This window comes from Pseudidiomarina sp. (assembly GCF_048267825.1).
Taxonomy (GTDB): domain Bacteria; phylum Pseudomonadota; class Gammaproteobacteria; order Enterobacterales; family Alteromonadaceae; genus Pseudidiomarina.
Genome location: NZ_JBLWWR010000001.1, coordinates 285,642 through 299,950 on the forward strand (window position 1 = coordinate 285,642; position 14,309 = coordinate 299,950).

12 protein-coding genes are annotated in these 14,309 nt (G+C 47.1%); 8 read left to right on the plus strand and 4 right to left on the minus strand.

Annotated features, from left to right (window positions below):
• Nucleotides 1–50: 50 nt before the first annotated feature.
• Nucleotides 51–728 (minus strand): phage shock protein PspA, encoded by a 678-nt coding sequence (pspA, locus tag ACN0UN_RS01415; protein WP_417658388.1) that lies wholly within the window; start codon nt 726–728, stop codon nt 51–53.
• 214 nt (nt 729–942) lie between these two features.
• On the opposite strand from pspA, the gene pspF reads away from it, so the two are divergent.
• Genes pspF through putP form a run of 7 tightly spaced genes read left to right on the plus strand, consistent with a single transcriptional unit; the run spans nt 943 to nt 8,910 of the window.
• On the plus strand, nt 943–2,064 hold the full coding sequence (gene pspF / locus ACN0UN_RS01420; protein ID WP_417658389.1) for a phage shock protein operon transcriptional activator: 1,122 nt from the start codon (nt 943–945) through the stop codon (nt 2,062–2,064).
• Nucleotides 2,065–3,687 carry an ABC transporter substrate-binding protein gene (locus tag ACN0UN_RS01425; RefSeq protein WP_417658390.1) on the plus strand — a complete coding sequence of 541 codons (1,623 nt, stop codon included), beginning with the start codon at nt 2,065–2,067 and terminating at the stop codon, nt 3,685–3,687.
• Nucleotides 3,674–4,702, plus strand: coding sequence for an ABC transporter permease subunit (locus ACN0UN_RS01430; protein WP_417658391.1), 1,029 nt, complete (start codon nt 3,674–3,676; stop codon nt 4,700–4,702). Before ACN0UN_RS01425 ends, ACN0UN_RS01430 begins: the two co-directional genes overlap by 14 nt.
• A complete protein-coding gene (locus tag ACN0UN_RS01435) occupies nt 4,692–5,591 on the plus strand; it encodes an ABC transporter permease subunit (protein WP_417658392.1) in 900 nt (299 codons plus the stop codon). The genes ACN0UN_RS01430 and ACN0UN_RS01435 overlap by 11 nt, the downstream gene beginning before the upstream one ends.
• A complete protein-coding gene (locus tag ACN0UN_RS01440) occupies nt 5,588–6,586 on the plus strand; it encodes an oligopeptide/dipeptide ABC transporter ATP-binding protein (protein WP_417658393.1) in 999 nt (332 codons plus the stop codon). The genes ACN0UN_RS01435 and ACN0UN_RS01440 overlap by 4 nt, the downstream gene beginning before the upstream one ends.
• Nucleotides 6,579–7,379 carry an ATP-binding cassette domain-containing protein gene (locus ACN0UN_RS01445; protein ID WP_417658394.1) on the plus strand — a complete coding sequence of 267 codons (801 nt, stop codon included), beginning with the start codon at nt 6,579–6,581 and terminating at the stop codon, nt 7,377–7,379. Before ACN0UN_RS01440 ends, ACN0UN_RS01445 begins: the two co-directional genes overlap by 8 nt.
• Nucleotides 7,380–7,383: 4 nt before the next feature.
• The gene (gene putP / locus ACN0UN_RS01450; protein WP_417658395.1) at nt 7,384–8,910 is read left to right on the plus strand and encodes a sodium/proline symporter PutP; all 1,527 of its coding nucleotides are present in this window, start codon (nt 7,384–7,386) and stop codon (nt 8,908–8,910) included.
• Nucleotides 8,911–8,971: 61 nt separating this feature from the next.
• Here the strand turns inward: putP and ACN0UN_RS01455 are convergent, their stop codons facing one another.
• The 3 genes from ACN0UN_RS01455 to ACN0UN_RS01465 are packed head-to-tail and all read right to left on the minus strand — an operon-like array spanning nt 8,972 to nt 11,657.
• Entirely contained in the window at nt 8,972–9,991 is a 1,020-nt protein-coding gene (locus tag ACN0UN_RS01455; RefSeq protein ID WP_417658396.1) for a patatin-like phospholipase family protein, read from the minus strand.
• A gap of 36 nt (nt 9,992–10,027) precedes the next feature.
• Entirely contained in the window at nt 10,028–11,116 is a 1,089-nt protein-coding gene (gene recA / locus ACN0UN_RS01460; RefSeq protein WP_417658397.1) for a recombinase RecA, read from the minus strand.
• 58 nt (nt 11,117–11,174) lie between these two features.
• Nucleotides 11,175–11,657 carry a CinA family protein gene (locus ACN0UN_RS01465; RefSeq protein WP_417658398.1) on the minus strand — a complete coding sequence of 161 codons (483 nt, stop codon included), beginning with the start codon at nt 11,655–11,657 and terminating at the stop codon, nt 11,175–11,177.
• A 52-nt stretch (nt 11,658–11,709) separates the two neighbouring features.
• Between ACN0UN_RS01465 and mutS the strand changes: the two genes are divergently transcribed.
• Nucleotides 11,710–14,301 (plus strand): DNA mismatch repair protein MutS, encoded by a 2,592-nt coding sequence (gene mutS / locus ACN0UN_RS01470; RefSeq protein WP_417658399.1) that lies wholly within the window; start codon nt 11,710–11,712, stop codon nt 14,299–14,301.
• Nucleotides 14,302–14,309 lie beyond the last annotated feature (8 nt).

Sequence of the window (14,309 nt, forward strand, 5' to 3'; positions counted from 1 at the left end):
TCAAAGGCCGTGGGTGTCCGCAAACACCCACACCGGTTGGCAACAATAAATTACGCTTTGTTGTCTGTTTTATCTTTTTTCACGCGTGCTTTCATTGCTTCAAGTTCGTCGCTGATTTTGTCATCAGTTTCGAGTTGAGCAAACTCATCACGCAAGGTTTTCTTGCCTAGGTCATAAGCTTCCACTTGTGACTCTAGATCATCAATCTTTGACTCGAATCGTTCGAAGCGCAACATTGCATCATCAATTTTTCCACTATCAATAGACTTTTTCACTTCCAAACGGCTGCTAACAGCGCGTTGGCGCATGATAATAGTTTTCTGACGTGCTTTGGCATCGGCTAGTTTTTCTTGCAACTGGCCTACTTCTTCGCCTAAACGATTCAGATGCTCATCGATACGCGCCACATCTGATTTCAAGCTCTCAGCGTTCGCTGTGGCTTTTTGTTTCTCGACTAAGGCCATGCGAGCTAAATCATCACGATCTTTGCTCAGTGCCAGTTCAGCTTTCGCGTCCCACTCTGCGACTTCTTTGTCGAAGCGAGCAAGTTGGCGCTCGGTGTCTTTCTTCTCTGCTATCAGGCGTGCTGATGTAGAACGTACTTCCACCAACGTGTCTTCCATTTCCTGGATAATTAGACGAACCATTTTTTCTGGATCTTCCGCCTTATCCAACAGTGCGTTGATGTTTGAATTTACGATATCTGTAAAACGTGTAAAGATACCCATGTTCGTGTCCTCATAAAGCGTCAATTAAAATTTGAATTAAGTTCGCTGAAATACCTTGCATGTACCGTGCCAACTTTTCAGAATTCATGCAACCGACTTATTTATAAGCTTTTTTATGGTTTGGTTAAAAAATAGTTTGACGCGCAGCGGTTATGAAATACACTAATAATTAGTCAAATTCACCAATAACGATAATAACAGCGTGGTGCCAACCATGAGTCGCTTTCGCGAAGCCGATAATTTAATCGGGCAAGCAAATAGTTTTCTCTCTGTTCTCGAGCAAGTTTCGCAAATTGCCCCTTTAGATAAACCTGTTCTAATTATTGGTGAGCGTGGTACCGGTAAAGAACTCATCGCGGCGCGGTTGCACTTCCTTTCCAAACGCTGGGAACAAAATTACATCAAATTAAATTGTGCAGCCTTGAGTGAAAGTTTGCTCGAAAGTGAACTGTTCGGGCACGAGGCTGGCGCCTTTACCGGCGCCCAGAAACGTCATGAAGGTCGCTTTGAACGCGCTGACTCTGGCAGTCTATTTTTGGATGAGCTCGCCAATACCTCTGCTTTAGTACAGGAAAAAATTCTTCGCGTTATTGAATATGGTGAATTTGAGCGCGTTGGTGGTACCAAAACTGTGCGGGTTGATACCCGCTTAATCGCAGCAACCAATGAAGACTTACCTAGCCTTGCAGAGGCTGGCAAGTTCCGCGCGGATTTGTTGGATCGCCTTGCCTTTGACGTGATTACATTACCGCCGCTACGCGAACGCCTTGATGACATACTGGTATTAGCGGAGCACTTTGCAATTCAAATGGCGCGTGAGCTCAACTATGAACTCTTTAGTGGGTTTACTGAAACGGCCCGCAAAACACTCCTCGACTATCACTGGCCGGGTAACGTACGAGAACTGAAAAACGTCGTCGAACGCTCAGTTTATCGCATTGGTAGCGGCCATGTTCCGGTTAGCGATGTTGTCATCGATCCGTTTCATAGCCCTTACCGACCAGCCCCTGCAGCCCATCGTGAGGTTCACAAGTCACAGATTAATGACACGCCCCGCGCAACGACGCCTGCCACACCAACTGCGTCAACGCCCTCCAGCGAAACCCCGGCGTCCGCAACACCGAGTTCAACGAAAGCCGTCGGCTTTTGTGTTGATTTTGAAAATGGCGGTATCGATTTCAAAGAAGTAACCGCAGAATTTGAAATTGACGTTTTACAGCGTGCATTGCAATACGCACAATTTAACCAAAAGAAAACAGCAGAGATCCTTGGCTTAACCTATCATCAGCTACGTGGCTATTTGAAAAAATATCAACTGCTTGAGGGGCAAGGCTAAATGCTAAATAAGATGATGCTAGCCGGTAGCGCGCTTTTTATTGTTGCCTGCGGCCCTATAGATGAAGCAAGCGACGTTCACCATGACGGGTTGGTGTATTGCTCCGAAGGCAACCCCGAAAGCTTCAACCCTCAACTCGGTACGTCAGGCACAACCGTTGATGCAACGTCAGCACAACTTTATGACCGGTTACTCGACTACGACGCGAAACTGCAACAATTCGTGCCAGCATTAGCACGCGGCTGGCAAGCTTTCGATAAAGGTACGCGCTACCGTTTTGATTTGCGCGAAAACGTGCAATTTCACACGACTGACTGGTTCACTCCGTCACGAAACTTTAATGCCAACGATGTTATATTTAGCTTCGAGCGCTGGTTAGATAAAAAGCACCCATATCATGACGTAAATGGTGGTCGTTACCCATTCTTCCGATCCAGTGGCCTTATCAACCTCATTGAACGGGTCGAGCGCGTGGATGACTACACCGTTGATTTCCACCTTAGACGATCTGACAGCTCATTTCTGGCCAATTTAGCCACAGACTTTGCAGTCATTCTATCCGAACAATATGCTACGCAGCTGTTGCATCAGAAAACGCCCGAGCAAATCGACCGTTTCCCAGTGGGTACAGGGCCCTTTGAATTTGAATTATTTCGCAAAGACTTCATTATCCGCTACCACGCCCATGAAAATTACTGGCGTGAACAGCCGGAAATAAAGCGCTTAGTGTATGTAATTACTCCGAATGCCAATAAGCGCATGCTCAAGTTGTTAACGGGCGAATGCGACGTTATTCCTTATCCGCTGATTAATGAGCTGTCGAAATTGGATCACGATGCTGAAATAAAAGTTGGCAGCTCGGTTAGCCCAAACATTTCGTTTTGGGCATTTAATACACAACGACCACCTTTTGATAATGTGTTGGTGCGCCAAGCATTGGCACACGCAATTAACCGCCCAGCAATAATCCAAACCATTTATAACGGCAATGCGCGGCTTGCGACAGGTATGCTGCCTGAAACATCATGGGCGTATAGCCCAGTACAACAAACCTACCCGTACGACCCAGAAAAAGCGCGCGCATTATTAGAACAGGCCGGCTATCCAAATGGTTTCGATATGTCGATTTGGGCCATGCCAGTGCAACGCGCGTACAACCCAAATGCGCACCGTATGGCGGAACTCATGCAGTCTGACCTCGCTCAAGTTGGTGTGAAGGTCAACATAGTCAGCTACGAATGGAATACATTCCGTCAGCGCCTTGTGGCCGGCGAACATGACAGCGTATTAATCGGCTGGGTTGCGGACAATGCCGACCCCGATAATTTCTTCCGTCCTATTTTGAGTTGCGCGGCTGCGCGCAGCGGGAATAACCGTGCGTTGTGGTGTAACCCTGAGTTCGACCAACTGTTGGTGGATGCCATTGCCGAAAGTGACCTTGATCAGCGTAAACATTTATATCAGTTTGTTGAAGATATGGTGATGCAGCATGCTCCGTTGGTTCCTATCGCGAACTCACTGCGTTTCCAGGCACACCGTGCTGATATCGAAGGTGTCGAATTACCGCCTTATGGTGGCATCAACTTCCGCTATGCACGGAGGGTGAACGATGCTCCGCTATAGTTTGCGCCGCATGGTCTTATTGGTGGTTACGCTGTGGCTACTTACGCTGTTAATTTTTGCGCTTAATTATTGGTACCCCGGTGACCCGCTGACCAACATGACAGGTATTAAATTCAGCGATACCCTCGCCTACCAACAAGCGTTGGTGGCACGTGGGTTTGACGGCAGCCTACTTAACCAGTACTTCAGCTTTATGGGGCATTTACTGCAAGGCGACTGGGGTGCCTCTATGGTAACTGAACAACCGGTCTTTGCCGAAATCAAACCCTTGCTTGGCGCAACGCTTGAGTTAGGTTTACTTGCGATGTTGCTCGCGATTGTTTTGGGTATTCCCTTGGGCGTGTATGCCGCCATCCAGCAACGTGGCAAGCTTGACCGTCTCATTATGGGAATGAGCTTAAGTGCCTATTCGATTCCGGTTTTTTGGTTAGCACAGCTGTTCATTTTACTCTTTGCAGTGAAACTCGGTTGGAGCCCAATATCGGGCCAAATCGATCCGCTGTATGCCATCGATATCAATACTGGCTCCATTCTTATTGATATCTGGTTAAGTGACACTGACTATCGAATGGCAGCCTTTACCGACGCGCTTAATCACTTATGGGTGCCCGTTATTGTGCTAGCGATAATGCCACTTACCATGCTGATTCGAATTATGCGCAACGCTGTGCTTGACGTATTGCAACAAAACTTCATTAAAGCAGCCAGAGCGCGCGGCTTAAGCGACCGCGCCATCATGTTCCGGCATACACTGCCCAATGCAATGCAGCCTGTAGTGCGCCAGTTGGGGCTGCAGTTTAGTGTGTTAATGACCAACATTATTATCACTGAGGTAATATTTAACTGGCCAGGCCTCGGCAGTTGGCTGGTGAAAAGTATCTATGAACGTGACTTTCCAGTTATCCAAGGTGGTTTATTGGTGCTTGCATCCATTATCTTATTGGTCAATGTCATGGTTGATTTGGTGCATGCGTGGCGCTACCCGCACATTAGGAAGGAAATCGATGCCAAATAATCGCAGTATCTATTACCAGTATCGAGAACCTTCACCGCTGCGCTCATTGTGGCTGCACATGAGCACCAATCCATTTGCTGTGGCCGCTATATACATATTCAGCTTTATGCTGGTGGCAATGATTTTGTCACCTTTGATTGCTCCCTACAGCCCTGATGCACAGTTCAGTGATGTTATTTCGCAACCCCCTGCCTGGCATGACGAAGGGCAAATTCGATTTCTCTTTGGCACCGACGATTTAGGCCGTGACCTTCTTTCACGCGTTTTAGCTGGCGCAGTTTATAGTCTTGGTTATCCGCTTATGGCAACAGCTGTTGCCGCATTGATTGGCATTACCATTGGTGCCTGGGCTGGGATGAGTCGTGGTGTGCAATCGTCAACCCTGAATCATCTACTCGATGTTGTGCTGTCTATACCTTCTTTACTTTTAGCTTTGGTGATTATCGCGATATTAGGCCCTGCACTGCACAATGTCATGATTGCAATAACGTTGGTTTTGATACCGCAGTTTATTCACAGCGTACATAATGCTTTTTATGAAGAGCGCAACAAAGAGTACGTGATCGCTTCAAAACTGAATGGCTGCTCCCGCTGGTACCTATTAACGCGTGTCATATTCCCGAATATTACAACTGTGGTTGTTATGCAAGTTACCTTTGCACTTTCAACGGCTATTTTAGATATTGCCGCGCTTGGCTTTTTGGGGCTTGGCGTGCAAGCCCCAGCCCCAGAATGGGGTACCATGCTGGCGCGTAGCTTAGATCAAGTATATCTCGTGCCATGGACAATGATTTTGCCTGGATTGGCCTTGTTTTTAACGGTGCTGTCGATTAACGTGCTCGGTGATAGTTTACGAGCTGCCATTCAAGAGCGGGTACGAGGCACATGAGTAATATTCTTGATATTCGCAATCTAACTATTGAGTTAGAAACCAGTGCTGGCACTGTCAAAGTACTGGATAAACTGAGTTTACAGCTCGCTGAGGGCGAGATTCATACGTTGGTTGGCGAGTCAGGCTCGGGCAAAAGCTTGCTCGCGAAAGCTATTATGGGCTTTATCAATCCACGTTGGAAAATCACGGCCGACCGCCTCTGGTGGCGCCACTACGACTTGCTCGCGTTGAACCCCGTGCAACGACGCATGATTACTGGCCGTGATATGGCTATGATTTTTCAAAACCCAGGTAGCTACCTCGATCCGAATACAAAGCTTGGCAATCAGCTTAGAGAAACCATTCCTCGAAGCGACTTAAAAGGTATCTATTTGCGCCGTAAGGCCAATCGCACCGTGCGCGCTGAACGTTTATTGCATCGGGTTGGCATCAAAGATACGGATAAAGTTATGAATAGCTATCCGCATCAACTGTCCGAAGGTGTCGCACAAAAAGTGAGTATTGCAATGGCAATTGCTCATAATCCCAAACTTCTGATTGCGGACGAACCCACCACCGCCATGGAGCCAAACACCCGTAATCAAATTTATCGTTTGCTGGCGAAGTTAAGCGCAAGTCAGGGTATGAGTATCTTGATGATCACCCAAGATTTAACCTCGGTTATTCCTGAAAGTCAGCGCATGAGCCTGGTTTATTGCGGTCAATTGATGGAAACCGGTCCTACAGAAAAAATTATGACTGAACCGTTTCATCCTTATACAGATGCCATGTTGCAAATGAGCTTTTTTAATAAGGAGCTGTTACCCAAAACGCGTTTACCAACGCTAACGGGCGCCATTCCAACGTTACAACACATGCCTATTGGTTGCCGTCTTGGTCCACGTTGCCCAAAATCGCGCCGCGCCTGTATTCATCAGCCGCGTTTAAGCAAGGTCAAGCAACATCAATTTGCTTGTCACTTCCCGCTTATCGAGGTGGAAACCCATGACTGATTTGCTGGAAGTAAGAAATATAAGCAAATACTACAGCTATAAAAATGGCTGGCTTACACCGCAGCGTGTTTGCGCACTGGAGCCAATTAGTTTTAGCGTTAAACGCGGTGAAACCATTGCAATCATGGGCGAAACGGGTTCAGGCAAATCAACCATTGCCAAGTTAATATCTGGTGCTGAGGTTCCGAGTTCAGGCGAAATTTTCTTAAATGGTGAATTATTAGACCCTAACAATCACCAACAACGTTGTCGTGAAATCCGCATGATATTTCAAGACAGTTTGCGCTCGCTTAACCCACAGTTAACCATAGGCAAACAACTGCTTGAGCCGCTACTTTTTAACACCCAATGGAGCGCAGCAGAACAACAAGAACACGTTTACGTCACGCTACAGAAAGTTGGTTTACTGCCTGACCACTTCGATTTTTATCCACATATGCTATCCAGCGGTCAGCAACAGCGGGTGTGTATTGCCCGCGCCATAATCCTCGAACCGCAAATAATTGTGGCTGACGAAGCCTTCGCAGCACTGGATCCGTCCATTAGAGCTCAAATCATTAACTTGATCCTCGATCTCCAGGAAGATATGGGTATTTCATTCATTTTCGCATCACATTCACCGGAGATAGTGAAGCACGTTGCTGACAAGATATTAATAATGCATCGTGGTAAAATGATCGAGTTTGATTCAACACAGGCGCTACTTACAAACCCGAAACAGCAATTGACCAAAATGTTGCTGCAATCGGAACAACTTAATAAAGCGCTTAAACACACAACAACACAGGAGTAATGCTTTGGAAACAGGTACGCTCGTTTCGCTAGCACTCTATTTCATCGCGATGCTTGGCATCGGTTTATACGCCTACAAAAAATCAACTTCAGATATTTCTGGCTACATGCTCGGCGGCCGTAAACTCGGCCCTGGGGTAACGGCACTTTCCGCTGGTGCGTCTGACATGAGCGGTTGGATGTTAATGGGTCTGCCCGGTGCCATTTATGTATCCGGTGTGTCACAACTATGGATTGCTGTGGGCTTATTGATCGGCGCCTACCTCAACTACATTATTGTGGCGCCAAGGCTACGCACATATACTGAAGTGGCCAACGACTCAATTACTATACCTGACTACTTTGCTAACCGCTTTGACGATAAAGCACGTATGCTTCGTGTGTTCTCATCAGTGGTTATTATAATCTTTTTCACGCTCTACACGTCAGCTAGCCTCGTTGCCGGCGGCAAACTATTTGCCAGCTCAGCATTTGGCTTAGATTACAGCTTAGGGCTATGGGTAACAGCAGGTGTTGTTTGCGCCTATACGCTATTCGGTGGCTTCCTAGCGGTATCAATGACTGACTTTGTGCAAGGTTGCATAATGTTTGTTGCACTGGTTTTGGTTCCCATTGTTGCCATATTCGACCTTGGTGGTATTGGGCAAGTCACAACAACGGTTGAAACGTTGAATCCTGATTTTCTACAGTTTTTCCGTGACGCATCCATTGCCGACCCAATGTTGAATCAATTGTCATTTTTGGGGGTTATATCCTTATTGGCATGGGGTTTAGGCTATTTCGGGCAGCCACATATCATTGTGCGCTTCATGGCTATTCGCTCAATAAAAGATGTTCCAAAAGCACGCCGTATTGGTATCGTGTGGATGTTCTTCTCAATTATTGGCGCCATGGTTACCGGTTTTGTCGGTATCGCTTATGTTGCAGAAACTAAAATGCAATTAAATGATGCAGAAACAATCTTCATTATTTTCTCGCAGTTCCTGTTCCATCCGTTAATTTCCGGCTTCTTATTAGCAGCGATACTTGCGGCCATTATGAGTACCATTTCATCGCAGCTACTGGTCACTTCAAGTTCACTGACTGAAGACTTCTATAAAGCCTTCTTACGTCGTGATGCAAGCGATAAAGAACTGGTAACTGTTGGTCGTCTGTCCGTATTGTTGGTGTCCTTAGTGGCTATCTACCTGGCCTGGGACCCAGACAATACGATTTTGGGCTTGGTTGCTAATGCTTGGGCAGGCTTTGGTGCCGCATTTGGTCCGGTCATTATCCTCAGTCTATTCTGGAAACGCATGAACCGTCACGGCGCATTAGCCGGTATGGTAACAGGTGCGGCAACAGTATTGTTCTGGATATACGCACCGGTATTGGAAGGCGGTGCAACGCTTAGCACCATTGTCTACGAGATCATTCCAGGATTTATCGTTAGTTCACTGGCAGTGGTTGTTTTCAGTCGTATGACAGCTGAGCCTAATCAGGCGTTACAAGATACCTTTGACGAAATGGAAAAGGTTATCCATCAGCAGTAATAAGAAAACTGCATAAAAAAGGGCACCATTCGGTGCCCTTTTTCGTATACGCTATTTGTTATTAGCCGCGGCGTTCGCCGAATAGCTGAAGTTCAGACAAAATAAAGTCTTTCATTCGCATTGTTGTCTCGTAGCCGACATCAATGGCTTCGCTACCACGTTCAAATTCCATCAGGCTAATGTGTCCCAACTTGGGCTGAATGAGAATGTCTGGTGGGTCGCCAGCCAACCGTGCCTTAGTGATACGTTCTTGCATGATATCAATAGACCCAGCCATTACACCAAGCATGCCTGGCGCTTTGTACGATTGACCATTAAATTTATCTTTTATTGAATCCCAATACTGTTGGCTGGTGGAAAGAAAACTCTTAAAAAAGCCCTCATCAGCCTCTTCGCTAGGATCATAGCCTTCACTTGACTCTGTATTAGCTGGAGTTTTATGGCCATGTAAATCAGCCTGGGGTTCGGTTTGTCGATCATGGCCTGGCGCCAAATACTTGCTGCGCGCCTCAACCGCTGTTGTCGTAAGTTGCGAGTTAAGGTTTACCGCAATCACGAAATCAGCACCCAATGCGCGACATAATGAGACCGGCACAGGGTTAACTAAGCCACCATCCACTAACCAGCGCCCATCAACGCCTGCGGGCGCCAACAAGCCTGGCATTGAACAGGATGCGCGCGATGCCTGATAAACGTCGCCTTTGCGCAGCCAAATTTCACGCCCAGTAAATAAGTCAGTCGCAACAGCGCCGTAAGTAATTGGCATATCTTCAATATTTATAGCGCCAAATAAGTCACGGGCATGCCCGAAAACTTTTTCACCTTGAATAATGCCCCCATGGCTGAAGCCAAAATCCAAGAGATTAAACACTTCCCAGCGGCCCATACTACGAACCCACTTTTCAAGATCATCGAGTCGGCCAGAAGCAAAACCGGCCCCCACAAGGGAGCCGATTGAAGTGCCTGCGACCATGTTAACTTCAATACCCATGTCTTGAAGGGCTTTAATCACACCAATATGTGACCACCCTCTTGCGGCTCCTGAGCCAAGAGCTAATGAGACTTGAACATGTTTACTCATGGTTACAACGTCCTGATAATTCTATTAGATGAAAACTTAAATAAGATCGTCGTCCATCATAGCATCATCTTTATTGCCAGCAATCGCTGCAGCTTCAGCTGCGGCAGCTTCGCGCCCTGCTTTACCTGTTTTAACCGGCTTAGCAAGCAGTTGCTCACGAATTTGCTTTTCAATATCTGCAGCCACAGATGGATTATCAATCATATATTTCATGGCGTTAGCTTTGCCTTGACCGATTTTGTCACCTTTGTAGCTATACCAAGCACCGGCTTTATCAACAATCTTCTGTTTAACACCAAGATCAATCAACTCACCCTCTTTCGAGATACCAGAGCCGTACATGATTTGGAATTCTGCTTGCTTAAATGGTGGTGCTACTTTGTTTTTCACAACTTTAACGCGGGTTTCATTACCGACAACCTCATCACCTTCTTTGACAGCACCGATACGGCGAATATCCAAACGTACTGACGAATAAAATTTCAGCGCGTTACCGCCAGTTGTGGTTTCAGGGTTACCAAACATTACGCCAATTTTCATGCGTATTTGGTTGATGAAAATACACAAACTATTTGATTTCTTGATGTTGGCAGTCAATTTTCGTAGTGCTTGCGACATGAGTCGTGCTTGCAAACCAACATGGCTGTCACCCATTTCGCCTTCAATTTCAGCTCTTGGTGTTAATGCAGCAACCGAGTCAACAATTACCACGTCAACAGCGTTTGAACGAACTAGCATATCGCAAATCTCAAGCGCCTGTTCACCCGTATCTGGTTGCGAAACAAGCAGCTCATCCACATTCACGCCAAGTTTCTCAGCATAAATTGGATCAAGTGCATGCTCAGCATCAACGAACGCACAGGTTTTACCTTTTTTCTGCGCTTCGGCAATAACTTGCAACGTTAATGTTGTTTTACCACTCGACTCTGGACCGTATATTTCAACCACACGGCCAAATGGAAGCCCACCAATGCCCAATGCAATATCTAGGGTTAGTGAACCGGTAGAGACTGAATCAATGTCCATCGCTTGGTTATCACCCAAGCGCATAATTGAACCCTTACCGAATTGACGTTCAATTTGGCCTAAGGCTGCGTCGAGTGCTTTTTGTTTATCGTTGCTCATGATAATGTCCGTCTTGTTGGTCATGTTGTAACTAAGTGTACTGTAAATTTATACAGTATCAAGTAATTTTTTTAAAACTCCGCAAAGCCTCGTAAATAGTGGCCTTACGAACTTGTGCTCGACTTCCATCAAATATTCGATGCCACGTTATACAGTGGTTATCCCACGCTAAGCCAAACCAGACTAATCCCACTGGCTTTTCGGCCGTACCGCCTTCCGGGCCAGCCACACCGGTAACAGCAATAGTTACATCAACACCACTGTTAGCCAGTGCGCCGCGTGCCATCGCCTCAGCAGTTTCAGCCGATACCGCGCCATGCTGCGCAAGAACAAAGTTTGGTACATCTAATAAATGGTGCTTCAAGGTGTTGCTGTAGGTAATAAAGCCACCAGCAAACCAAGCTGAACTGCCCGGAATCGAACTGATAGCATAACCGATTCCGCCACCCGTGCAGGATTCTGCCGTGGCAATTTTCCAGTTACGTTGCTGCAACCAGCGGCCTAAATCTACTGCTAAATCGTGACGTGTTTGTGATACCATTTGCTTATTCCTTGATACGCGGTATATCGACTCTATACGGATAATAACAGGCATGTCGAACGCACTAAATAACTCACTCGAAGTTTCAGCACATACACCCATGATGCAGCAATATCTGCGTATCAAAGCAGACCATGCTGACACATTGTTATTCTATCGTATGGGAGACTTTTACGAACTCTTTTACGATGATGCCAAACGTGCTGCTGACTTATTAGACATTTCATTAACCGCACGCGGCAGTAGCAATGGGAATCCTATCCCCATGGCTGGCGTGCCCTATCACGCGGCCGAAAATTATTTGGCGCGATTGCTGCAATTGGGTGAATCGGTTGCTATTTGCGAGCAAATTGGCGACCCCGCCACCAGTAAAGGGCCCGTAGAACGTAAGGTTGTACGCGTGCTCACACCAGGTACGCTAACCGACGAAGCTCTACTCCCTGCTGATCATGAAAATTTATTGGTGGCCATTCACCCCGGTCAACAGTTTGGTATCGCGTGTCTGGATATGGCGAGTGGCCGCTTTACTGTGCTTGAAGCCGATACGCGCGAGCAACTCCGGGCTGAATTAGAACGGTTGCAACCGGCTGAAGTTCTCTATCCAGAAACTTGGCAGTTTAGTGAAACCGAATTAAATTGCGCCTGTTGCCGCCGTCGCCCCGAATGGGAATTCGATACCAGCAGCGCCCAACAGCTATTGCAGCGCCAATTCCAAGTAGCTCACCTCGATGGCTTCGGTATCGGCCACTTACAGCAAGCGATAGGAGCCGCGGGGGCGGTGTTGAATTATGTACGGGCTACCCAATTAGCTGCGCTACCCCACATCAATTCAATTGTGGCTGAAAAACGCGATGATGCCATCATGCTTGATGCAGCTTCACGCCGAAATTTAGAGTTGGTGCGTTCACTAAGCGGTAACAAAACATCCTTGTTTGATGTGCTGGATAAAACCAGCACCGCCATGGGCAGTCGCCTGCTTCAGCGTTGGCTGCAACGGCCACTGCGGCAACAGCAGGTGGTTAACCGACGCTTCGATGCGGTAGCTGCCCTACAACAAACTGATTATGCTGAATTGCATCAACAGCTACGCCAGGTTGGTGACATCGAACGGATACTTACACGCATCGGTTTGCGCAGCGCTCGCCCCCGTGATTTAGCCCGTTTACGCAGTGCACTGCAGGCCCTTCCTGCTGTGCGTGACTTACTAAACACACACGCACTGGAAACATGGCGTGCAACAATCGAGCCTTTTCCGGATTTAGCTGACTTACTCGAACAAGCAATTATCGAGCAACCACCTGTTCTAATTCGTGATGGGGGTGTTATTCGTGATGGTTTTGACGACGAACTTGATGAACAACGCCAACTCGCTGCGGGTGCTACCGACTTTTTACAGCACATTGAAACGCGTGAACGTCAGCGCACCGGAATCAGCACATTAAAAATAGGTTATAACAAAGTACACGGTTACTACTTAGAGGCGAGCCGCGCGGCCAGCCAACAAATTCCGGCTGATTATCAGCGTCGGCAAACCTTAAAAAACGCGGAACGCTATATTATTCCGGAACTTAAAACCTATGAAGACCAAGTGCTACAAAGCCAAAGCCGCGCTCTAGCTCGTGAAAAATGGCTATATGACAACTTGATAGAGCAGCTTGCTGAACAACTTGTTGCGCTGCAGCATACCGCCAAAGCGCTTGCGGAAATTGATGTACTTCGTAGTTTTGCTGAACAAGCAATTACTTATGATTACCGACGCCCCGAGCTGATCGACGCAGTGCATATTGAATTGACCGATGCACGCCATCCGGTTATTGAACGCCTGCAGCAAGAACCTTTTATTGCCAACGACGTTACGCTTTCACCAATACAGCGCTTGTTATTAATTACTGGCCCTAACATGGGGGGCAAGTCGACCTATATGCGGCAAACGGCGCTGTTAACCATTATGGCGCATTGCGGCAGCTTTGTACCAGCAAGCCACGCAATTTTTGGCCCAGTCGATAGAATTTTCACACGAATTGGTGCATCAGATGATCTCGCTTCCGGGCGCTCAACCTTCATGGTCGAAATGACCGAAGCAGCAGACATACTGCATAACGCAACCGATAAAAGTTTGGTTCTTATGGATGAAATCGGTCGTGGTACCTCAACATACGACGGTTTAGCCTTGGCTTGGGCCTGCGCAGAAGCCCTACTGCATAAAAATCGGTCATTAACCTTATTCGCAACCCATTATTTCGAACTCACGCAGACGATTGGGCAGCAAGACGGTGCCATTAATGTGCACGTTGAAGCGACTGAACACGGCGACACTATTGCTTTTCAACATAAGGTGAAAGTCGGCGCTGCGAGCCGTAGTTTTGGTGTACAAGTTGCACAGCTTGCCGGATTGCCACAACGCGTGCTGCAGCAAGCTAAACACTACTTACAACAACTTGAGCGTGAGCATCATGGTGTTGCTGACCTGTCAGCTTTACAATCAAGCCAGCAATCTACAACACCTCAACAAGCCGATTTACTTGAAGCGAACCCCAGTGCACTTGAACAAGCATTGGAGCAACTGAATGTGAATGCATTAACGCCGCTTGAAGCGTTAAGCTGGTTAGCTCAATGGCAACAAAAAATGCGAGATGACAGCTAAGTCATCTC